This window comes from Amycolatopsis sp. NPDC058278, from assembly GCF_042881395.1.
In the GTDB taxonomy this organism is placed as follows: Bacteria; Actinomycetota; Actinomycetes; order Mycobacteriales; family Pseudonocardiaceae; genus Amycolatopsis.
This window is the reverse complement of record NZ_JBHVXZ010000154.1, coordinates 1-19944: the sequence shown is the minus strand read 5'-3', so window position 1 is coordinate 19944 and position 19944 is coordinate 1. Positions and strand designations below refer to the sequence as shown.

19 protein-coding genes and 1 tRNA gene are annotated in these 19944 nt (G+C 70.9%); 11 read left to right on the top strand and 9 right to left on the bottom strand.

Features of this window, described 5'->3' with window-relative positions; genetic code table 11:
• Nucleotides 1-137 precede the first annotated feature (137 nt).
• On the bottom strand, nt 138-1562 hold the full coding sequence (gene glnA, locus ACFVYA_RS44090) for a type I glutamate--ammonia ligase (RefSeq protein ID WP_013223133.1): 1425 nt from the start codon (nt 1560-1562) through the stop codon (nt 138-140).
• A gap of 269 nt (nt 1563-1831) precedes the next feature.
• Between glnA and ACFVYA_RS44085 the strand changes: the two genes are divergently transcribed.
• Nucleotides 1832-2221 (top strand): RDD family protein, encoded by a 390-nt coding sequence (locus ACFVYA_RS44085; RefSeq protein WP_387053805.1) that lies wholly within the window; start codon nt 1832-1834, stop codon nt 2219-2221.
• Here the strand turns inward: ACFVYA_RS44085 and ACFVYA_RS44080 are convergent.
• The 3 genes from ACFVYA_RS44080 to ACFVYA_RS44070 all read right to left on the bottom strand — a co-directional run bounded on the left by ACFVYA_RS44080 (nt 2218) and on the right by ACFVYA_RS44070 (nt 4082).
• Nucleotides 2218-2811: a hypothetical protein gene (locus ACFVYA_RS44080; protein ID WP_387053803.1), complete on the bottom strand. Its 594-nt coding sequence runs from the start codon at nt 2809-2811 to the stop codon at nt 2218-2220. The two genes, ACFVYA_RS44085 and ACFVYA_RS44080, sit on opposite strands and share 4 nt — an antisense overlap.
• Nucleotides 2812-3012: 201 nt before the next feature.
• On the bottom strand, nt 3013-3303 hold the full coding sequence (locus ACFVYA_RS44075; protein WP_387053801.1) for a hypothetical protein: 291 nt from the start codon (nt 3301-3303) through the stop codon (nt 3013-3015).
• 50 nt (nt 3304-3353) lie between these two features.
• Complete coding sequence (locus ACFVYA_RS44070; protein ID WP_387053799.1) at nt 3354-4082, bottom strand: DUF4191 domain-containing protein; 729 nt, start codon at nt 4080-4082, stop codon at nt 3354-3356.
• 65 nt (nt 4083-4147) lie between these two features.
• Between ACFVYA_RS44070 and ACFVYA_RS44065 the strand changes: the two genes are divergently transcribed.
• From ACFVYA_RS44065 to ACFVYA_RS44040, 6 genes are all read left to right on the top strand, one after another.
• Complete coding sequence (locus ACFVYA_RS44065) at nt 4148-6232, top strand: ATP-dependent DNA helicase UvrD2 (RefSeq protein WP_387053797.1); 2085 nt, start codon at nt 4148-4150, stop codon at nt 6230-6232.
• A gap of 205 nt (nt 6233-6437) precedes the next feature.
• Nucleotides 6438-6695 (top strand): hypothetical protein, encoded by a 258-nt coding sequence (locus tag ACFVYA_RS44060; RefSeq protein WP_387053795.1) that lies wholly within the window; start codon nt 6438-6440, stop codon nt 6693-6695.
• Between the two features lie 151 nt (nt 6696-6846).
• A complete protein-coding gene (locus ACFVYA_RS44055) occupies nt 6847-7203 on the top strand; it encodes a WhiB family transcriptional regulator (RefSeq protein ID WP_387053793.1) in 357 nt (118 codons plus the stop codon).
• Nucleotides 7200-7454, top strand: coding sequence for a hypothetical protein (locus tag ACFVYA_RS44050; protein ID WP_285988598.1), 255 nt, complete (start codon nt 7200-7202; stop codon nt 7452-7454). The genes ACFVYA_RS44055 and ACFVYA_RS44050 overlap by 4 nt, the downstream gene beginning before the upstream one ends.
• 384 nt (nt 7455-7838) lie before the next feature.
• Nucleotides 7839-8705, top strand: coding sequence for a class I SAM-dependent methyltransferase (locus ACFVYA_RS44045; protein ID WP_387053790.1), 867 nt, complete (start codon nt 7839-7841; stop codon nt 8703-8705).
• Nucleotides 8702-8887, top strand: a complete 186-nt coding sequence (locus ACFVYA_RS44040; RefSeq protein WP_360176677.1) for a hypothetical protein — start codon at nt 8702-8704, stop codon at nt 8885-8887. The genes ACFVYA_RS44045 and ACFVYA_RS44040 overlap by 4 nt, the downstream gene beginning before the upstream one ends.
• A gap of 34 nt (nt 8888-8921) precedes the next feature.
• On the opposite strand, the gene ACFVYA_RS44035 is transcribed toward ACFVYA_RS44040, so the two are convergent.
• The 3 genes from ACFVYA_RS44035 to ACFVYA_RS44025 all read right to left on the bottom strand — a co-directional run bounded on the left by ACFVYA_RS44035 (nt 8922) and on the right by ACFVYA_RS44025 (nt 12419).
• Complete coding sequence (locus ACFVYA_RS44035) at nt 8922-9809, bottom strand: hypothetical protein (protein WP_387053788.1); 888 nt, start codon at nt 9807-9809, stop codon at nt 8922-8924.
• Between the two features lie 162 nt (nt 9810-9971).
• Complete coding sequence (locus tag ACFVYA_RS44030; RefSeq protein WP_285988602.1) at nt 9972-11312, bottom strand: AarF/ABC1/UbiB kinase family protein; 1341 nt, start codon at nt 11310-11312, stop codon at nt 9972-9974.
• A gap of 60 nt (nt 11313-11372) precedes the next feature.
• Nucleotides 11373-12419 carry a ThiF family adenylyltransferase gene (locus ACFVYA_RS44025; protein WP_387053786.1) on the bottom strand — a complete coding sequence of 349 codons (1047 nt, stop codon included), beginning with the start codon at nt 12417-12419 and terminating at the stop codon, nt 11373-11375.
• A gap of 230 nt (nt 12420-12649) precedes the next feature.
• Between ACFVYA_RS44025 and ACFVYA_RS44020 the strand changes: the two genes are divergently transcribed.
• Complete coding sequence (locus ACFVYA_RS44020; RefSeq protein ID WP_013223146.1) at nt 12650-13159, top strand: M48 family metallopeptidase; 510 nt, start codon at nt 12650-12652, stop codon at nt 13157-13159.
• A 325-nt stretch (nt 13160-13484) separates the two neighbouring features.
• Here ACFVYA_RS44020 and ACFVYA_RS44015 read toward each other — a convergent pair whose 3' ends face one another.
• A complete protein-coding gene (locus ACFVYA_RS44015) occupies nt 13485-14867 on the bottom strand; it encodes a zinc-dependent metalloprotease (protein ID WP_387053783.1) in 1383 nt (460 codons plus the stop codon).
• A gap of 203 nt (nt 14868-15070) precedes the next feature.
• Between ACFVYA_RS44015 and ACFVYA_RS44010 the strand changes: the two genes are divergently transcribed.
• A complete protein-coding gene (locus ACFVYA_RS44010) occupies nt 15071-16075 on the top strand; it encodes a PDZ domain-containing protein (RefSeq protein WP_285994092.1) in 1005 nt (334 codons plus the stop codon).
• Here the strand turns inward: ACFVYA_RS44010 and ACFVYA_RS44005 are convergent.
• Nucleotides 16072-16623, bottom strand: coding sequence for a PPA1309 family protein (locus ACFVYA_RS44005; protein ID WP_285988605.1), 552 nt, complete (start codon nt 16621-16623; stop codon nt 16072-16074). The two genes, ACFVYA_RS44010 and ACFVYA_RS44005, sit on opposite strands and share 4 nt — an antisense overlap.
• Before the next feature lie 149 nt (nt 16624-16772).
• Here ACFVYA_RS44005 and ACFVYA_RS44000 point away from each other — a divergent pair, with 149 nt between their 5' ends.
• Both ACFVYA_RS44000 and ACFVYA_RS43995 read left to right on the top strand, forming a co-directional pair.
• Entirely contained in the window at nt 16773-19772 is a 3000-nt protein-coding gene (locus tag ACFVYA_RS44000) for a UPF0182 family protein (RefSeq protein ID WP_387053781.1), read from the top strand.
• Nucleotides 19773-19839: 67 nt separating this feature from the next.
• Nucleotides 19840-19913 (top strand) — tRNA-Met (locus tag ACFVYA_RS43995).
• The last annotated feature ends 31 nt before the right edge of the window (nt 19914-19944 follow it).

The following is a 19944-nucleotide window of genomic DNA, read 5'->3' as shown; positions in this document are numbered from 1 at the left end:
GGACCGGCGGGGCATGTTCGAGGGGGCGGGGGGGGACCTTATGCTGGTGTCGAATTCGGAGTGACTAATGAAAGGCCGGCGGCGAGGGCTCTTCGCACCTCGCCGCCGGCGTGTCCAGGGGCCGGTCTGCTACCGGATCACACGTCGTAGTACAGGGAGAACTCGTACGGGTGCGGGCGCAGGCGCAGCGGGTCGATCTCGTTCTCGCGCTTGTACGAGATCCACGTCTCGATCACGTCGGGGGTGAACACGCCACCCTCGAGGAGGTAGTCGTGGTCCGCCTCGAGCGTGTTCAGGACCGTGCCCAGGTCGCCCGGGACCAGCTTGACGTCCTTGGCCTCCTCGGGCGGGAGCTCGTAGAGGTCCTTGTCGATCGGCTCCGGCGGCTCGATCTTGTTCCGGATGCCGTCGAGGCCGGCCATCATCATCGCCGAGAAGGCCAGGTACGGGTTGCCCGACGAGTCCGGGCAGCGGAACTCGGCGCGCTTGGCCTTCGGGTTGTTGCCCGTGATCGGGATGCGGACGCAGGCCGAGCGGTTGCGCTGCGAGTAGACCAGCGAAACCGGCGCCTCGAAGCCCGGGACCAGGCGGTGGTAGGAGTTCACCGTCGGGTTCGTGAAGGCCAGCAGGCTCGGGGCGTGCTTGAGCAGGCCGCCGATGTAGTGGCGCGCGGTGTCCGACAGGCCGGCGTAGCCCGACTCGTCGTGGAACAGCGGCTGGCCGTCCTTCCACAGCGACTGGTGGCAGTGCATGCCCGAGCCGTTGTCGCCGGCGAGGGGCTTCGGCATGAACGTCGCCGTCTTGCCCGCGGCGAACACCGTGTTCTTCACGATGTACTTGAACAGCTGCAGGTCGTCCGCGGCGTGCAGCAGCGTGTTGAACTTGTAGTTGATCTCGGTCTGGCCGGCGGTGCCCACCTCGTGGTGCGCGCGCTCGATCTCGAAACCGGAGCCCTGCAGGTTGCGGACGATGTCGTCGCGCAGGTCGGCGAAGTGGTCGACCGGCGGGACCGGGAAGTAGCCGCCCTTGAACTTCGTCTTGTAGCCCTGGTTGCCGCCGACCTCGTCGGCGCCCGTGTTCCACCAGCCCTCGACGGAGTCGATCTCGTGGAAGGAGGCGTGCTCCGCGGAGTCGAAGCGGATCGAGTCGAAGATGTAGAACTCGGCTTCGGGACCGAAGTAGACGTTGTCGGCGACGCCGTACTCGGCGATGTACTGCTCGGCCTTGCGCGCGATGTTGCGCGGGTCGCGGCTGTACGCCTCACGCGTGAACGGGTCGTGCACGAAGAAGTTGAGCGCGAGGGTCTTCGCCTTGCGGAACGGGTCGATCCGCGCGGTCGCCGCGTCCGGCAGCAGCAGCATGTCGGACTCGTGAATGGACTGGAAGCCGCGCACCGAGGAGCCGTCGAACGCGAGACCCTCTTCGTAGGCCTCTTCGGTGAAGGCCTTCGCGGGCACCGTGAAGTGCTGCATCACGCCGGGCAGGTCGCAGAACTGGACGTCGATGACCTCGACGTCCTCGTCAGCGATGAGGCGCTGGATGTCGTCTGGAGTAGTGGGCACCCTCGGTGACTCCTTCTCGTTCGAGCTCGTACGGCAGTGCTCTCTTCGGCTCACGCTAAAAGTGCGGTGTTGCCCGACCGTCACCCGTATGTTTCGCCGGTGTTAACGGGTGGTCGATATCGGGTATCCGACCAGGTCGGATGTGCTCCACGCCACCGGCATACCCTAGACGGGTGGCGAGATGGACCGGTGAATGGCTGCCCGGCACCGGCGACGGCGGTCAGGACACTGATCAGCACGGCTCGCGGTGGCCGGGCGAGAAGTTCGGTTTGCCCGAATCCGGCGTCGGTTCGGCGGCAAGCGGGGGCGCGCGGCTGCTCGGGCTGATCGTCGACCTCGTCGTCGCGGCCCTGGTCACGGCGATCTTCGTGCACCCCAGCCTGCGGGACCCGGCCGCGATGCAGCAGTTCAACCTCTGGTCCGGCGGTGTGTGGGCGATCATCTCGGTCGTGTCCGCCGGCTTCTTCGGCTTCACCCCCGGCATGGGCGCCGTCGGCATCCGCGTCGCCCGGCTCGACGGCGCCGCGCTGGTCGGGCCGGTGCGGGCGCTGGTGCGGGCGGTGCTGACCTTCGTCATCATCCCGGCTGCGGTCCGCAACGCCGACGGCCGCAGCTGGCTCGACCGGCTGACCGGCACCGTCGTGATCCGGATGCGCTAGGCGTCCAGCCGGGCGCTGATGTTCGAGCCGCCGGGCTGCCCGGACTTCGCCTCGCGCTTGTCGACCCAACGGCCGACCCCGGGCGGGGGGTTCGGCGGGACCAGCACGCCGGGGTGCGCCTCGAACCGGGGAAGGTCCAGCGGCGGTGGCGGCGGCGTCGGCCGGTGCTCCGCGTACGGGGTGATGCGGTCGAGCACTTCGGTCTGGATCGTCTCGTCGACCTGGTCCTGGAGCTTCCGGCAGGCGTCGAAGTACGAGTCGGCGATCTCTTCGTAGGAGCCGCCACCGATTGCCTGCTTGCCGGCCTCGGTGGCGACGTCGGCGACGTACTCGAGCAGGCCGATGACCAGGGCTTCGCCGGTGTCGGCGGTGACGACGCCGAGCGCGGCGGTGAAGACGGCGCCCAGCGCGGTGACGACGATCTGCAGGAGCTTGTTCGAATCGTCCTCCTGCTTCTTCCGCACGGCTTCGACCAGGCCGTCGGCCAGCTTGACCCAGTTCTGTCGCGCGGTGTGGAGGATCGTGGCGTGGGCGAGCAGTGCCGCGGCGAGATCGCGGGCGATGTCGCGTTCGCCGTTGACGAAGTCCACGAGCTGGCCGCCTTACGTACTGCAGGCTAGCTTCGTCGAGCGACTGGCCCGAGAGCTGCGCCGCGGGCGCGTAGTAGTCGTCAAAGCTGTACTTGACCCCCATGATCAGCTCGGATTCGGCCATCACCGCGATCGCCGAAGGCAGGCTGACGCCCAGCAGCATCCAGTGCTTGGTGAACTCCGGAGCCAGCTCGTCGAGGTTCACGGTGCCAGCCCGGCGCGGCGGAGGTTCTCCGCGGACGCCTCGTCGACGGCCCGGTAGGTCCGGACCACCTCTACGAGCGTGTCGTGGAAGGCCGTCAGCGAGCGGGCCGCCTCCCGCTCGCCGTCGACCACGCTGTCGCGAGCGACCTCGTACGCCATGGACAGCGGTACGTCCGAGAAGGACGAGCCGAACAGCCGCCGCGGGTCGTGCTCGGTGATCCTCGCGACGGCGGTGCTCCCGAACTTCCCCTGGTCAGGGCCGGTCCGGGCGGCAGAATTGCCGCTCACGAAGAAAGCCCCCGTCCGGATCCGGACGGGGGCTTTCTTCGTGAGCTGGGTCAGCGGCGGCGGATCGTCCGCTGGACGTTGCGCATCTTCGCGCCGGCCGGCATCGGGCCCTTGGGCAGTGCCGCGCCGCGGTTGCCGAGCGCCGCCAGCTTCGCCTCGAGCGCGTCGACCTGGGCCGGCTTGAGGTTGCGGGGCAGCTTCATCAGGTAGCCCTGGAGCTTCTTCAGCGGGAGCTGGCCGTCTTCGTGGCCGATTGTCACGTCGTAGATCGGCGTGTCGCCGATCAGGCGGGAGACGCGCTTCTTCTCCTGGGCGAGCAGGGTCTTCACGCGGTGCGGCGCGCCTTCGGCGACGAGCACCACGCCCGGGCCGCCGAGCACGCGGTGTACGGCGTCGAGCTGGGTGGTCGCCGCGACGGTCGGCGTCACCTTCCAGCGGCCGCGCAGGTTCTCCAGCGCCCACGCCGCGGCGCCGGGCTGGCCGTCGGCCTTCGAGTAGACCGTCTTCTGGACGCGCCGGCCGAAGATGATCATGGCGAGCAGGGCGCCGAGCACCAGGCCGAGCGGCAGCAGCACCCACTGCGCGTCGAAGAAGAACCCGATCCCGAACGCCACGCCGGCGACGACGACGATCGACCCGACCATCCACGGGATGAGCCAGGGGTCTTCCTTGCGCTGCATCTTGAAGGCCTCGAAGAGCTGGCCACGGCGGGCCTTGCTCGCCGCGCGCTTCTCCTTCTTGGCCTGCTTGGCCGCTTCCTTGTCCTGCTGTCCCGCCATATGACCAGGATACGGCCGCGTGCCCCTGCCCCGTTTCCCCGTCCCCCTCTGCGAGGATGCCGGACGTGACCGGCGTACTTTCCACCAAGAGCATCAACCGTCTGCTCGATGGTCTCGACCCCGAGCAGCGCGCCGCCGCCAGTGCCCCACGGGGGCCGGTCTGCGTCCTCGCCGGAGCCGGCACGGGCAAGACCCGCACGATCACCCACCGGATCGCCCACCTCGTCCGATCCGGGCACGTTTCCGCCGGTCAGGTCCTCGCCGTCACGTTCACGACGCGGGCCGCCGGGGAGATGCGGACGCGGCTGCGCGGCCTCGGCGTCGAAGCGGCGCAGGCGCTGACGTTCCACGCCGCCGCCCGCCGCCAGCTGCGGTACTTCTGGCCGCGCGTGGTCGGCGACCGGCCGTGGGACCTGCTGGAGAACAAGCTGCGGTACGTCGGCCAGGCCGCCAACCGGGCCAAGCTCGGGACCGAGGTCGAGATCCTACGCGACCTGGCGAGCGAGATCGAGTGGGCGAAGGCGTCGCTGATCAGCCCGGACGACTACCCGGCCGTCACCGCGCGCGCCCAGCGGGACATCCCGGCCCCGGCGGCGCAGGTCGCCGAGGTGTACCGCACGTACGAAGAACTGAAGAACGCCGCGCAGGTGCTCGACTTCGACGACCTCCTGCTGCACACGACCGCGGTGCTCGAGGAGCACGGCACCGTCGCCGAGGAGTTCCGGGAGCGCTACCGCTGCTTCGTCGTCGACGAGTACCAGGACGTCACGCCGCTGCAGCAGCGCCTGCTCGACGCGTGGCTCGGCGGCCGCGACGACCTGACCGTCGTCGGCGACGCCAACCAGACCATCTACTCCTTCGGCGGCGCGTCGCCGCGGCCGCTGCTGGAGTTCACCCGGCGCTACCCGGACGCCACAGTCGTCCGCCTCGAGCGCGACTACCGGTCGACACCCGAGGTCGTCGCACTGGCCAACCGGGTGATCGGCGCGGCGCGGGGACGGCCGGCGGGCTCGCGGCTGAAGCTGATCGGCCAGCGGCCGCCGGGGCCGGAGCCGCGCTTCGCCGAGTTCGACGACGAGGCGGTCGAAGCCGGGGCCGTCGCCCGCCGGGTGCGCGAGCTGCTCGACGGCGGCGTCTCGGCGAGCGAGATCGCGATCCTCTACCGGGTGAACGCCCAGTCCGAGGCCTACGAGTCGGCGCTGGCCGAGGCCGGCGTCCCGTACCTGGTCCGCGGCGGCGAGCGGTTCTTCAACCGGACGGAGGTCCGGCAGGCGATGTCCGCGCTGCGGATGGCGAGCGGCGACGGCAGCTCCGACCTGGTCACGACGGTGCGTTCGGTGCTCGCCCGGGTCGGCCTGACCGAGTCGCCGCCCGCCGGTGGCGCGGCGAAGGAACGGTGGGACGCGCTCCTGGCGATCGTCGAACTGGCCGAAGAGCTCGCTTCGACGGTCGCGGACGCGGATCTGCCGCGCTTCTGCGCCGAGCTCGACCAGCGCGCCGCCGCCCAGCACCCGCCGACGGTCGAGGGCGTGACGCTGGCGTCGCTGCACGCGGCGAAGGGCCTCGAGTGGGACGCGGTGTTCCTCGTCGGCCTCGCCGAGGGCACGATGCCGATCCTGCACGCCGGCGACGACGAAGCGGCGATCGAGGAGGAGCGGCGGCTGTTCTACGTCGGCGTCACCCGGGCCCGCGAGCACCTGTGGCTGTCCTGGGCGCTGTCCCGCACGCCGGGTGGACGGCGCAACCGGCGGCGCAGCCGGTTCCTCTACGGCCTGGTCCCGGAGGACCACCCGGCCGCTCGCGTCGCGCGGTCCCAGCAGAAGCCGGCGACGCCGGTCAAGACGCGTTGCCGCGTCTGCGGCGGGCCGCTGCTGGAGACCATCGACGTCAAGCTGGGCCGCTGCGGGCGCTGCCCGTCCACAGTGGATGAGGGCCTGCTGGAGCGGCTGAAGTCGTGGCGCGCCGACCGGGCGCGCGAGCTCAAGGTGCCGACGTTCGTCGTGTTCACCGACGCGACGCTGATGGCCATCGCCGAGCAGCGCCCGGCCGACGAAGCGGCGCTTGTGTCGATCTCCGGCATCGGTGCGACGAAGCTCGAACGCTTCGGCGCGGAGATCCTCGGCGTCGTCCGGGCGTCGACGGAGTCTTGACCGCGTCCGAACCATGATCGACGCGGCGAACCCGCTGCTCAGGGACGATCTTCGTATCTTCGAGGATTTTCCCGTTAATTGAGTTGCCCCCGTGTGGTGCGGGGCAATAACCTGCCAGTACCGAGCCCGAAGGGCTCGACTGGGGATCTACAGAAGCGCCGCTCGGCGGTCGCGTGTGCAGAGTACAGAAGGAGGTGCCGGTGAAATGATCATCAACACGACGCTCACGAACCCGGGCACCCGTCTGTCCTGCGCCGCGGAAGTCGCGGCTGCTCAGCGCCCGGGCACTGGTGTGTCCGTGAGCGCTCACGAGATCCGTGGCATGCGGCGCGTCTCGCGTCGTTGGGCCACCGGTGTCGTCGTCTTCGGGACGCAGGGCGTTCTCGCCGCGTACCCGCAGGCCGATCTGCCGACCATCAAGCAGTTCCGTGTTCCGTCGTCGATACGGGAGCGAAGTTCCTGACCTAGTCAGGACACGAGGCTCACGAAGGCCGCGGAACCGGGAAACCCGGATCCGCGGCCTTCGTGCTTTTTGGCTGCACAACCCAAGAGGAACAGCGTTGCCCAGCTCCAGCACCCAACCGAAAACCCGTACGGCACAAGGAGGAACCACCATGTCTTCGGCCATCGCCTACACCTCGGGTGAGGCAATATTCGCCGACCTGCTCGACCCGATCACCGTCCCCGACGTCGCGCTGCCCTGCCGTTCGGGCGACGCGGACCTGTGGTTCGCGGAGTCCCCGGCCGAGCTCGAGCGCGCCAAGGCGCAGTGCGCCGACTGCCCGGTCCGCGAGGCCTGCCTGGCCGGTGCCCTGGCCCGTCGCGAGCCGTGGGGCGTCTGGGGCGGCGAGATCTTCGAGCGCGGCGCGGTGATCGCGCGCAAGCGGCCCCGCGGCCGCCCGCGCAAGAACGCAGCTGTCGAGCCCGTCGCCGCCAAGGCCGGCGGCGACCACCGGAGCGCCGCCGCATGAGCGTCGAACCGGTCACCACGAGGGATTACGAAGCCCACCCCCGCAGCGAAGAGCTGCAGCTGACGAAGACCGAGATCGAGGAGATCAGCGAGATGTTGCTTTACGAAGAACTGTCCAGGGCCCGAATACGGGACCTGGAGGAGGGGGTCCGCGCCCAGCGGGCCCGAGGTGGCGCGCGTGCCGCCCGCCGTTGGACGCGAGTAGCCCGCTGGGCCGCTCGCCGGGCGGAGCGGTACCAGGACCAGAACTGAGCGCAGGCCCCTGCCGCCCGTCCGCGGGCGGTGGGGGCTTTGTGCTTCGGTCTTTGCCACGTGGGCCGGTGGGCGTGCTCGCGTTGCGCAGGGCGGCTGTGCTGTCGTGGTGGGTCCGGTGCCGCCGGGCGTGCGCGGGTGGATCGTGCTCCGGCAGTGCGCGATTGCGTCCTGCCATTGCCGCCGCTGCCGCCGGGCGTGCTCCCGTGCCGCTGGCGGTGGCGGGCGGGGCGTGTCGCTGCGGTGCGAGGTGCGCCCGCCGTTGTGAGGATGCCGGGTGCCGTTGCCGGGGCGCTTGCTGTGGCGTTCGGTTTCTCGGGGCCTCCTTCGGGTGGCCTCCTTACGTGGCGGTCGAGGCTGGGGCCGCTGGTGTTGAATGGGGTGATGTCCGGACACACCCACGGCGACATCGACTGGGCGGAGCGACTGGCCCAGCTGCGCATGGCCGACTCCCTCGATGCCGAGGCGCTCGCGCCCGTTGCCCGGCGGCTTGTCGGGTCGGTGGGGGAGCGGCCGACCGTGGTCGATGTCGGGTGCGGGGCCGGGGGGATGAGCGTGCTGTTCGCGCGCGAACTCGCCCGCCGCGGTGGGGGCACCGTTGTGCTCTTCGATGCCACGCCGAAGCTGCTGGTCGCGGCCGAACAGGCCGTTGCCGGGGTGGCCGGCGAGTCCGTCGAGGTCGTCAGCCTGCTCGGGGACCTCACCGATCCCGCGCTGGCCGTGCCCGCCGCCGACCTTGTGTGGGCGTCCGGCGTCGTGCACCACATCGGCGATCAGCAGGCCGCGCTGCGCACGCTTGCCGGGCTGCTGCGGCCGGGCGGGGTGCTGGCCATCTCCGAGGGCGGCCTCGAGATGCGGTGCCTCCCGTGGGAGCTGGGAGTCGGGCGCCCCGGGCTGGAGCATCGGCTGCTGGCCGCCCGGGCCACGTGGTTCGAGCGGATGCGGGCCGGGATTCCGGGCAGCGTCGCCATGCCCTACGGCTGGCCGCGCGCGCTGCGCGAAGCCGGCCTCGCGGACGTCGAGTCGTTCGGCGCGCTCATCGATCACCCGATGCCGGGCTCGGACCTCCTTCGTGAGTACGTGGTGCACCGTGTCGGGTGGATTGCGGAGTCGGCCGGGGAGTGGCTCGACGCCGACGACCGGGCCGCGGCCGCCACCTTGACCGACCCGCAGAGCCCGGACTTCCTCGGCCGGCGGGACGACCTGTACCTGTTCGGCGCCAAGGCGATCCACTGTGGACGGCTGAAGTGACGGCCCCGGAACCGGTCGTGTGTACGCGCTGCGGCCGGACGCGCACTGCCGACGACGATCCGGCTACGGCGCTCGCCTGGGTCTCCACCCGTGAGCGTGGCGCACTGCGGTGGCTGTGCCCGGACTGCGCGCGGCAGCACGTGCGGGACATCGAAGGCAAGCTGCCCGACGAGTATTGGTGATCACTTCGCCCTCCTGATTGGTTGACGGTGGTGGTCAGGCCGCGTCTCCGACGAGCGTCTGTGGAACCGCTCGGACCTTGGGGCGAGGCGTGCGGGACGCTTCGCCGAACGCCCTCGCCAGCTCCTGCGCCACCTCTCGCGGGACCTGGCGCAGCTGCCGGACCGTGCAGCGGACCAGCACGATGCCCGTCGCCGCCAGGGCCAGGTGACTGAAACCGCCTCCCAGGCCCGGGTTGCAGCGGTACTGCCAGGCCAGGCCGAACTCGTCCCACCAGGCGTCCGCCTCGCCGATGCGGCGGCCGCGGCGGTCGCAGATCGTCTGGTCCCAGCTCGGCGGCGGGAGAGGCACCAGGTCCAGGACCTGGGCGGCCAGGCCGTGCGCCTGGATCGGCCCTTCGTCGAGGTCGCGCAGCACCTTGCGGACCACCGCCGTGCCGCGCTGGGGGCCGGCCTCGAGCTCCGCCAGCAGCTCCTGCCGGTCGCACAGGCCCCAGTAGAGCGGCAACGTCAGCAGCTGCCGGATGAGAGCCCGGTCGGGTGCGGACCGGGCCAGGTCCAGCGTCGCCCTCGCCGGCGGGGCGAACGGGAGGCCGTCGACCTCGACCGGGTCCGGTAGCCGGGCCGTGCGCGCCAAGCTGACCCCCTCGCAGGCCACCACCCGGCAGTGGTCGGGCACCAGCAGGCGGATCTCATCCTCTGCCGGGCACTTCACGCCGTGGGCCTGCAGGGCGTCGGCCCCGGTGATCACCACCCCGGGCCCGTAGCGCACCAACGCGGCGTGCAGCAGGTGCTGACGCGTCGGGGTGGTGTTGCGCAGCAGGACGACACCGGGGTGCAGGCGGCGCCACGGCCCTCCCGGGCCGCAGAGCCGCCGGGTTCTTCGGTCGGACACCCCCGCCCGGCGCAACTGTTCGAGGTTCATCACCTCGCAGCCGCCGGGATTACGAAGGGCGAGCGGGTCAGCGCATTGAGTAGCAGTCATGCTCCGAGCATGGCGGCTCGGCCAACCGGGTGGAACCCCGTCCGCCGCAGCTGTGGACAACTCGGCGGAATCCCTCCGTTCGGGGCCCCGCCTGTGGACAACTCAGGCGGCGAACCCCGGCTGCCAGCGCTCCACGATGCCGCGGGCCGGGATCTCCGCGTCGAGCTGGCAGAGGATGCCGGTCGACCCCGCCGTCACCCGGTGGATCATCAGGTACTCGGGCGGCAGGTTGAGCGAGCGCCCGACGCGGAAGTCGTTGCCGCGGCTGTCGCCCACCCGCCCGGCCTGCTTCTGCATCCAGCGGCGCGTGAAGTGGAACGTCGGCGCCGCCAGCGGCTCGGTGAACGGCGCGAGGTAGGCGAGCACCTCCTCCGCGGTGAGGTCGCTGTCCGGCCGGATGAACCGGTTCTCCCGCAGGAGGCGCATCAGCCCGGCGGACTCGCCGTCGAGCGCCAGCCGCGTCATCTCACCCAGGTGGCGGGGGATGCCTTCGGGCAGCCGGGCGACGCCGCCGAAGTCGATGACGACCAGCCTGTCGTCCTCGGTGATCATGAAGTTGCCCGGGTGCGGGTCCGAGTGCAGCAGGTGGACGCGCTCCGGCGACGAGTAGTGGAACTCCGCCAGCAGCCGGCCCGCGAGGTTCCGGGTCTCACGGTCGCCGTCCGCGATCACCTTCGACAACGGCGTGCCGCTCACCCATTCCGTCACGACGACCTTCGGTGCGCTGGCCACCACCCGCGGCACCAGGATGCCGGGATCGCCGTCGAACGCCTTCGCGAAGGCGCGCTGGTGCTGGGCCTCGGCCTGGTAATCGAGCTCCTCGTTCATCCGCTCCGCGAGCTCGGCCAGCAGCGGCTTGACCTCGGTGCCCGGCACGAACGCCTGGAACAGCCTGCTGAACCGCTGCAGCTGCCGCAGGTCGCTGCGCAGGGCCTCGTCGGCGCCCGGGTACTGCACCTTGACCGCGACCGCGCGGCCGTCGTGCCAGACCGCGCGGTGCACCTGGCCGATGCTCGCGGCCGCCGCCGGCTCGTCGTCGAACGAGGCGAACCGGCTGGTCCAGGTGCGGCCCAGCTGCTCGGCGAGCACCCGGTGGGTCTGCCGGACCGACATCGGCGGCGCGGCGGCCTGCAGCTTCGTCAGCGCTTCGCGGTACGGCTTCGCCATGTCGTCCGGCACCGCCGCCTCGAACACGCTCAGCGCCTGGCCGAACTTCATCGCCCCGCCCTTGAGCGTGCCGAGCACCTCGAACAGCTGCTCGGCGGCCTTCGCCGACAGCGTCGCGTTCACCTGTTCCGCGCTCTGGCCCGCGAGCCTCTTGCCCCAGCCGCCGACCGCCCGGCCGGCGATGCCGAGCGGGAGACTGGCGAGCTTGGCGGTACGGGCGGCACCCTTGCGCGGCATCGCGGTGTCACGATCGGCTGGGTCGCGGAAGTCGGTCACAACGGCGATTCTGCCCTGCGGCGTCGGCGTCGCGCAGCCTGCGAGCGACGTCTTCGTGGGCTACGTCTCCAGGATCACCTCCCGGGCACCGCACCGGCACCGCGGGTGCGGCGGCCAGCCCCGGTGGCGGATGCGGCCGTCGAAGGCGTCGATCTCGAGCGTCGCGTTCCACGTCGGTGGGGCCGGCGCACTGGGGGAGAGCAGCCGCATCGCCTGGGCGACGGCCAGCGACGCGCAGCACTGGACCGCGCCGAGGTCCGGCCGCTGGTGCCGGCCGGCGAGCTGCCCGGCGACGCGCGGCCAGCACGGGTCGAGGTCCGTGCGGTGCAGGTCGGCGCACCGCAGGCACGAACTGCGGCCCGGTACGACCAGGGGCCCGACGATGCCCGTGCCGTCGCGGACGCGCGCCGCCAGGTGGGGGACGCCATCGCCCATCAGCTCGGCGACGAGCTCGGGAGCCGGTACGACGGCGTCGGTGAGCAGCGCCAGGTCCGGGTACCGGTCGTGCAGGCGGGTGACGCGGACCTCGGGATCGACCCGGCGGAGCAGGTCGGCGAGGGCCTGCCGCCGGGACCGGCCCAGGTCCGCGGGGATGAAGCCGGAGCCGAGGTCGTGCTCGGTCACCGTGCCGGACACCTGCAGCTCGACGTGCCCGATGCCGGCGTTGGCCAGCAGCACGGCGGCCGCCACCGCCACCCGGCCGTTGCCGTGCACCGAGACGGCGGCCGCGCGCCGCCGGTCCGCCATGGCCGGCTGGTGGTGCCGGGCCCGCAGCGACCAGAGGCCGGGCTCGCCGCGGAAGCCCGGGCCGTCGGGCCGGCCGGCGTCGGTGACCAGGCCGAGCGCGGTCAGCTGCCGCAGCAGCGTCCGCAGCTGGTCGCGGTGTTCGCTCTCCGCGAGCAGAAGCCGCTCGACGGGCTTGCTGCCGTCGAGGGCGCGCAGCTTCGCGGCGAGGTGCGGGGAGAGGTTTTCGACGATCACGCCGTGGCGCGGGTCGAGGCCGATCTGGATCTCCCGGGGACCGCGTTCGAGCAGGGTGAGACCCGGGAGCAGGGCAGGGTGCGCCGGCAGGAGTACCGGTGGCATGTCCGCGGTGTCGAGGATCATGTCCGCAGGATCGCACCCGGCGGCGACCGGGCGGCCTCGGAAGGAGCCGGAACGGCCGAGTTGTCCACAAGTGGAACCGGCTGTGGACAACTCGGGTCTGTGACCTCAACGCACTCGGAGTTGTCGGTGCCTGGCCTTACCGTTGTCGGGTGGTCGAAGCACGGATGCCCTCACTGAGAGGCCGGGGGGAAACGAACCCCCCGTCGGACACACCCGGACACAAGGTCGAAGTGCGGCGCAGCCAGCGCCGGCACCGGACGGTCACCGCGTATTGGAACGACGACACGCTCGTCGTGCTCATCCCCGCGCGGATGACCAGGGCGGAGGAGAAACACTGGGTCGCCGAGATGGAGCGCAAGCTGCAGCGCTCGGAACCACGTCGGCCGGCGTCCCCGAAGACGTCGGACGAAGCCCTGCTGGCGCGTTGCGCGCTGCTGTCGGGCAAGTACCTGGGCGGCACCGCGGTGCCGGCGAGCGTCCGCTGGGTGCCGCCGATGCGCACGCGGTGGGCGTCCTGCACGCCGGTCGACGCGACCATCCGGGTCAGCGAACGGCTGCGGAAGGTGCCTCCGTGGGTGCTGGACTACGTGCTGGTGCACGAGCTGGCGCACCTGCGGGAGCCCGGGCACGACGCGGCTTTCTGGGCGCTGGTGCAGCGGTACCCGAAGACGGAACGGGCGATCGGGTATCTGGAGGGGTTGTCGGCCGCCGCCGGGTGGGGGATCTCCACCGAGGACTGAACGGGTGACGGTGACCGGGGTGATCCGTGGTTGCGGGTCACCCCGGTTTCGTCGGATGCGACGACCGGTTCGCGGGGCTTGCGTGCGACTCGGCGGACGGACATACGTGCTTGGAGGGTCGGCTCGTGTGTCTGGAGGGTCAGTTCGCGTGTCTGGAGGGTCGACACGTGTGTCTGGAGGGTCGACACGCTTACCTGGGGGACCACACGCGTACCTAGGGGACGACACGCGTGTCTGGGGGGACGACACGGTGGGCGATGAGGAGGCTCGGGCGAAATGGAGCCGGGCGCCTCGCGGTGCGAGACGCCCGGCTCCGGGGTGCTGCTCAGCTCTTGGTGTCGCCCTCTTCGGGGTTGTCGCCGGACGGCTTCGGCGGGGTGTCCTTCTCCCGCTCCGCGCGCTCCGAACGTTCCGTGCGCTCCAGCTCGGCCATCGGGTCCAGGTCGTCGATCGAGCCCGCCGAACCCACCCGGTCCGCGAAGTCGATCGGCTCGTCCAGGTCCTCGGCCGTCGGCATCAGGTCCGGGTGGGACCAGAGGCCGTCGCGCTTTTCCGTGCCGTGGCGGTCGCCCACCAGCGACCACAGGTTCGATGCGTCCCTCATGCGGCGGGGACGCAGTTCCAGGCCGACCAGGGTGGCGAACGTCTGCTCGGCCGGGCCGCCCGTCGCGCGGCGGCGGCGCAGCGTCTCGCGCAGGGCGTCCGCTCCCGGGAGGCGGTCGCCCACCGCTTCGGCCACCACCACGTCGACCCAGCCTTCGACCAGCGCCAGCAGCGTCTCCAGACGCCTCAGCGCCGCCTTCTGCTCCTCCGTCGTCTGGGGCTCCAGCAGCCCCGAGGACATCGCCTCTTCGATGCTCGCCGGGTTCGCCGGGTCGATCCGGCCGGCCAGGGACTCCAGGGCCGACGTGTCCACCGAAATGCCGTGCGCGAACTCCTCGACCGTCGCCAGCAGGCGCTGCCGCAACCACGGCACGTGCGTGAACAGGCGCTGGTGTGCCGCCTCGCGGGCGGCCAGGAACACCAGGATCTCGCTGTTGGGCAGCTCCAGGCCCTCGGCGAACTTTTCGATGTTCGCCGGGAGCAGGGCCGACGTGCCGGCCGGGGCCAGGGGGAGGCCGATCTCCGTCGAGGTCAGCATCTCCGAGGCCAGCTGGGCCAGCGCGTTGCCGAGCTGGGAGCCGAAGGCCATCCCGCCCATCTGCCCCATCATCTGCAGCAGCGGGCCCGCGGCCTGCTTGGCCTCCTCCGGCAGCGCCTCCATCCAGGCGCCCGAGACCTGCCGGGCCACCGGGTCGCACAGCCGCTGCCACGTCGGGAGCGTCTTCTCCACCCAGGAGCGCGGCGACCAGGCGACCGTCGACGTCGCGCCGGCCGGGTACACCGTCGCCGCGTCGAGCCACAGCTCGGCCAGGTGGGCGGCGTCGCGGACCGCGGCGTTCGCGTCGTCGCCGCCGCGGAAGCCGAGCTTGCTCTCTCCGGTGTTGCCCTCGCTGCCGAGGGTCTGCAGGGCGATCTGCTTGGCGAGGTCGTAGTTCACCGGTCCGGTCGAGGTGCCGGCCTGGCTGAGCATCTGGCCCAGCTGGCTCAGCATCTGCCCGAGCTGGTTGAAGGCCTCGGCGCCGGACTGCTGCCCGCCTTCCGAGGGGTCGTTCTCACCTCGTTTGTCGGGATCGGAAGGTCCGAAGCCGAACGGGGGTTTGCTCATGTGTCCACCGTACGCGGGTCGGCGGCCCCCGAGGGGGTCGACCGGACCCGTGTGCGTGGCCTTCACCGGGAAGCGAACGCGGTCACCGTACGCTGTCGGTCGTGACCAAGTCCTCCGAGGAGACCGCCCCCGCGAAGAGCGCCCCGGAACCGGCGCCGGAGCCGGCCGGCGAGGCCCGCCGGATGACCCGCCGTGGCTGGACGCTGGTGGTCAGCGGCTCGCTGTTCCTGATCTTCGTGGTGCTCGGCTCGGTCGTGCCGGTGCCGTTCGTCGCGATCAGCCCGGGCCCGACCTACGACACGCTGGGTCGCGACGCGGCGGGCAACCCGGTCATCCAGGTCACCGGGCACGAGACCCACCCGACCACCGGCGAGCTGCGGATGACGACCGTCTCCCTGCACGACGGCGTCACCCTGTTCCAGGGCCTCGGCTTCTGGGCGAGCGGCCGGTTCGCGCTCGCGCCGCGCGAGGAGTACTTCAAGCCGGGCGAGACGAACGAGCAGGTCAAGCAGGAGAACATCCAGCAGCTGCAGGACTCGCAGACGAACGCCCAGGTCGCCGCCCTGCGCAAGCTGGGCTACCCGATCAAGGTGCTGGCGAAGCAGATCGTCTCCGGCAGCCCGGCCGACCACGTGCTCTCGCCCGGCGACAAGCTGATCACCGTCAACGGCAAGAAGATCGCCGAGGCCGCCGACGTGCGGGCCGCGCTCGCCGGCACCCTGCCCGGCCAGACCGTCCAGATCACCTTCCAGTCGGACGGCCAGCCCGAGCGGACCGTGCCGCTCACCCTCGCCGCGCGCCCCGACCGCAAGGAGGGCTTCATCGGCCTCACCGCGGCCGACCGCGCCGACGCGCCGTTCACCGTCAACATCTCCCTGCAGGACGTCGGCGGCCCGTCGGCCGGGCTGATGTTCACCCTCGCCATCATCGACCGGCTGCAGTCCGGCGACCTCGCGGGCGGCCGGCACATCGCCGGCACCGGCGAGATCACCGAGACCGGCGAGGTCGACCCGATCGGCGGGATCTCGTTCAAGGTCGTCGGCGCCCGTGAGGCGGGAGCCACGGACTTCCTGGTGCCCGAGCACAACTGCGCCGAGGCCAAGAGCAACGCGCCCGAGGGGCTCAACCTCATCAAGGTGTCCACACTGGACGACGCGCTCACCCAGCTGGCCAACCTCAAGGCGGGACGGCCGACGGCCGCCTGCTAGGGCAGCAGCGTGGCCTTCAACGCTTCGAGCAGGTTCGGGGCCAGCTCGGGACTTTCCACGATCTCGTCCATCGTCTCGTCCGTGCCCTCGGCCGTGCCGATCCCGCGCAGCCGCATCACGCAGGCGCCCTCCCCGTCGCGCACGACGGCCGCCACCAAGCGGGCCTCCGTGCGCTGCGGGTGGTCGGCGGCCGCGCGGCGGAGGCTCTCGGCGTCCGCCTCGGCGACGTCCGGCAGCTCCGACTCCGAGCCCGGCGGCAGCACGATGATCTCCTGGGCCAGCGCGCACCCGATGACGAGGTCCGGCCACGCGATCCGGCCCAGCGCCTCGGCCAGGTCGCCCTCCGGCAGCGCTTCCTGCGCCACCGGCGTCAGCGGGTTCGCCCGGTCGAGCTGGCCGGCCAGCTCCGGCTGCTCGTCCAGCAGCGCCGCCGTCGGCACCAGCGCGAACAGCTGCGGCGGCTGGTCCCAGCCGCCCGCGGCCATGAACTCCTCGATTTCACGGGCGAGCGCGGCCACGCCGGCCTGTCGCGCTTCGTTCGCTGCCATGCGCACATCGTGTCAGGTCGGCCCGCGCGCCGACGCCGCCAGTCCGGTTTGGGCGGGTCCCGGGAACTTCACCGGGCATCCGTAGAGTTAGGGAATCAGGGGGCGCACGCGCCCCTGCTCAAGTATTGACGAAGACAGGAGCGTGTGCCGTGGCGACTCGGCCCCCGGTGAGCCTGCCGAAGCTGTCCCGGCGGAGCCGGATCCTCCTCATCATCGCCGCGGTGATCGTGCTGGCGCTGTTGCTCGGGGCCCGTCTCCTCGACACGTACGTCGACTGGCTGTGGTTCGGCGAAGTCGGCGCGCGAGAGGTGTTCACCACCCAGGTGGTGACCCGGATCATCCTGTTCTTCGCCGTCGGCCTGCTCGTCGGCGGGGCGCTGGCGGTCAGCCTGATGATCGCCTACCGGACCCGGCCGGTGTTCGTGCCGATCTCCGGCGCCGACGACCCGCTGGCGCGCTACCGGTCGGCGATCGTCGCCCGCATCCGCCTCTTCGGCGTCGGCATCCCGGTGCTCACCGGCCTCATCGCCGGCCTGTCCGCCCAGGGCGACTGGCAGGTCGTGCAGCTGTTCCTCAACGGCACCTCGTTCGGCCAGACCGACCCCGAGTTCGGCAACGACGTCGGCTTCTACGCCTTCGACCTCCCGTTCATCAACTGGCTGCTCGGCTGGCTGTTCATCACGGTCGTCATCTCCTTCTTCGGCGCGCTCATCTCCCACTACGTCTTCGGCGGGATCCGCCTGGCCGGCAAGGGCGGCCAGCTCGCCGGCCCGACCCGCGCCCAGCTCGCCATCACCGTCGGGCTCTTCGTGCTGCTGAAGGCGGTCGAGTACTTCTTCGACCGGTACAACCTGCTGCTGTCCGACCGCGGGATGCCGCTGTTCGTCGGCGCCACGTACACCGACCTCAACGCGGTGCTGCCCGCCAAGCTGATCCTGCTGTGCATCTCGGTGATCTGCGCGGTCGCGTTCTTCGCCGGCGCCTTCCTGCGCAACCTGCAGCTCCCGGCCATCGCCCTGGTGCTGCTGATCCTGTCCGGCATCCTCGTCGGCGTCGCCTGGCCCGCCGTCCTCGACCAGTTCTCGGTGAAGCCGAACGCGAACGAGAAGGAAGCGACGTCCATCCAGCGCAACATGGACGCCACCCGCCGCGCCTACGGCCTCACCGACGTCCAGTACCAGCCCTACACCGGCAAGTCGGACGCCACCCCGGACCAGATCAAGAGCGACAACGGGACGATGTCCAACATCCGGCTGCTCGACCCGAACATCCTCTCCGACACCTTCACCCAGCGCGTCGGCCGCGAGAACTTCTACGGCTTCCCGGCCAAGCTGGACATCGACCGCTACACCGTCGGCGGCGTGGCGCAGGACTACATCGTCGCCGCCAAGGAGATCAAGACCGAGGGCCTCACCGGCAACCAGACCAGCTGGATCAACAAGCACCTCGTCTACACCCACGGCAACGGCTTCGTCGTCGCACCGGCCAACACGATCGACCGCGCGGTCAAGGACGCCAACTCCGACGGCGGCTACCCGATCGCCACGACCAGCGACACGCAGAACCCGTCGGGAGCCGGCTCCTCCGCCCCGGGCCAGCCCGGCATCGAGGTCAAGGAACCGCGCATCTACTACGGCGAGCTGTCCGCCGCGGAATCCGACTACGCCATCGTCGGCGGCACCACCGGCAACGCGCCCGGCGAGTACGACACCGCCACCGACCGCTACAAGTACACGGGCACCGGCGGCGTCCCGATCGACAACTGGTTCAACCGCCTCGCCTTCGCCGCCGAGTACGGCGAACGGAACATCCTGTTCTCCGACGCCATCGGCGACAACTCCAAGATCATGTACAACCGCGACCCGCGCGACCGCGTCAGCAAGATCGCGCCGTGGCTGACCCTCGACGGCGACCCGTACCCGGCGGTCGTCGACGGCAAGATCCAGTGGATCATCGACGGCTACACCACCCTCAACAACTTCCCGTACGCCCAGCAGACCCAGCTCGGCGCGGCCACGAACGACTCCCTCAACGGCGTCGCCCGCCAGGCCAACAGCTCCATCAACTACATCCGCAACTCGGTCAAGGCCACCGTCGACGCCTTCAACGGCAGCGTGAAGCTCTACTCGATCGACGACAAGGAACCGGTCCTCAACGCCTGGGAGAAGGTCTTCCCCGGGCTCGTGAAGCCCAGCTCCGAGATCTCCCCGGACCTGCGCGCCCACTTCCGCTACCCCGAAGACCTCTTCAAGATCCAGCGTGAACTGCTGTCCCGCTACCACGTCAGCAACCCGCAGGAGTTCTACTCGCAGCAGGCCTTCTGGAGCGTCCCGCAGGACCCGACCGCCGAAGGCGGCTCGAACCCGGCCGCGGCCGGCGCGGCCAACCAGCCCGGCTACTACGTCCTCGCCGACACCCCGGGCCAGACCAAACCGACGTTCCAGCTGACCAGCTCGCTCACCGGTCTCCAGCGCCAGTACCTCGCGTCGTGGATGTCGGTGTCCTCCGACCCCCTCGACTACGGCAAGATCCGCGTCCTCCAGCTACCCAGCGCGGCCACCGGAGCCACCCAGGTCGACGGCCCGGTCCAAGTCCAGAACCGCTTCCAGAGCGACTCCCGCGTCGCCCAGGACCGCACCCTCTTCAACAACCCCAACGTCACCCCCATCTACGGCAACCTGATCACGCTCCCGGTCGCCGACGGCTTCCTCTACGTCGAACCCGTCTACATCCGGCAGCGCAACCAGAACAGCTACCCGCAGCTGGCCCGCGTCCTCGTCTCCTACGGACCCAAGGTCGGCTACGGCGCCACCCTCCAGGAAGCCCTCGACCAGGTCTTCGGCGCCGGCACCGGCGAAGCCACCACCACACCGCCCCAAGCCGGGCAGCCGACATCGCCGACGACACCCACCACCCCGACCACGACGCCACCCCCCAACAGCAGCGGCGGCAACGCGGCCCTCGACCGAGCCGTCACCGACATCCAATCGGCCCTCGCCAAGCTCAAAGCCGCCCAGCAATCCGGCAACTTCACCGACCAAGGCGCCGCACTCGCCGCCCTCGACGCGGCCGCCCGCGCCTACGAAGCAGCCAAGACCGCAGCGCCCGGGAGCAGCACGCCACCACCCAGCACCCAGCCGGGAGGGTGACCTCGCTTACCAAAGGGGCACCTGCTTTGCACCCGCCGGAAAGGCCGGCGTAAGGTAGGTGTCACGACGCGGGGTGGAGCAGCTCGGTAGCTCGCTGGGCTCATAACCCAGAGGTCGCAGGTTCAAATCCTGTCCCCGCTACAGAGGTTGGGAGGGGTGTGCGGACGGAACG

What these genes read in the sequence shown, in the direction of transcription:
- ACFVYA_RS44070 (WP_387053799.1), bottom strand. Translation starts at nt 4,082, where the DNA reads ATGGCGGGACAGCAGGACAAGGAAGCGGCCAAGCAGGCCAAGAAGGAG.
- ACFVYA_RS44060 (WP_387053795.1), top strand. Translation starts at nt 6,438, where the DNA reads ATGATCATCAACACGACGCTCACGAACCCGGGCACCCGTCTGTCCTGC.
- ACFVYA_RS44055 (WP_387053793.1), top strand. Translation starts at nt 6,847, where the DNA reads ATGTCTTCGGCCATCGCCTACACCTCGGGTGAGGCAATATTCGCCGAC.
- ACFVYA_RS44050 (WP_285988598.1), top strand. Translation starts at nt 7,200, where the DNA reads ATGAGCGTCGAACCGGTCACCACGAGGGATTACGAAGCCCACCCCCGC.
- ACFVYA_RS44045 (WP_387053790.1), top strand. Translation starts at nt 7,839, where the DNA reads ATGTCCGGACACACCCACGGCGACATCGACTGGGCGGAGCGACTGGCC.
- ACFVYA_RS44035 (WP_387053788.1), bottom strand. Translation starts at nt 9,809, where the DNA reads ATGAACCTCGAACAGTTGCGCCGGGCGGGGGTGTCCGACCGAAGAACC.
- ACFVYA_RS44025 (WP_387053786.1), bottom strand. Translation starts at nt 12,419, where the DNA reads ATGATCCTCGACACCGCGGACATGCCACCGGTACTCCTGCCGGCGCAC.
- ACFVYA_RS44015 (WP_387053783.1), bottom strand. Translation starts at nt 14,867, where the DNA reads ATGAGCAAACCCCCGTTCGGCTTCGGACCTTCCGATCCCGACAAACGA.
- ACFVYA_RS44005 (WP_285988605.1), bottom strand. Translation starts at nt 16,623, where the DNA reads ATGGCAGCGAACGAAGCGCGACAGGCCGGCGTGGCCGCGCTCGCCCGT.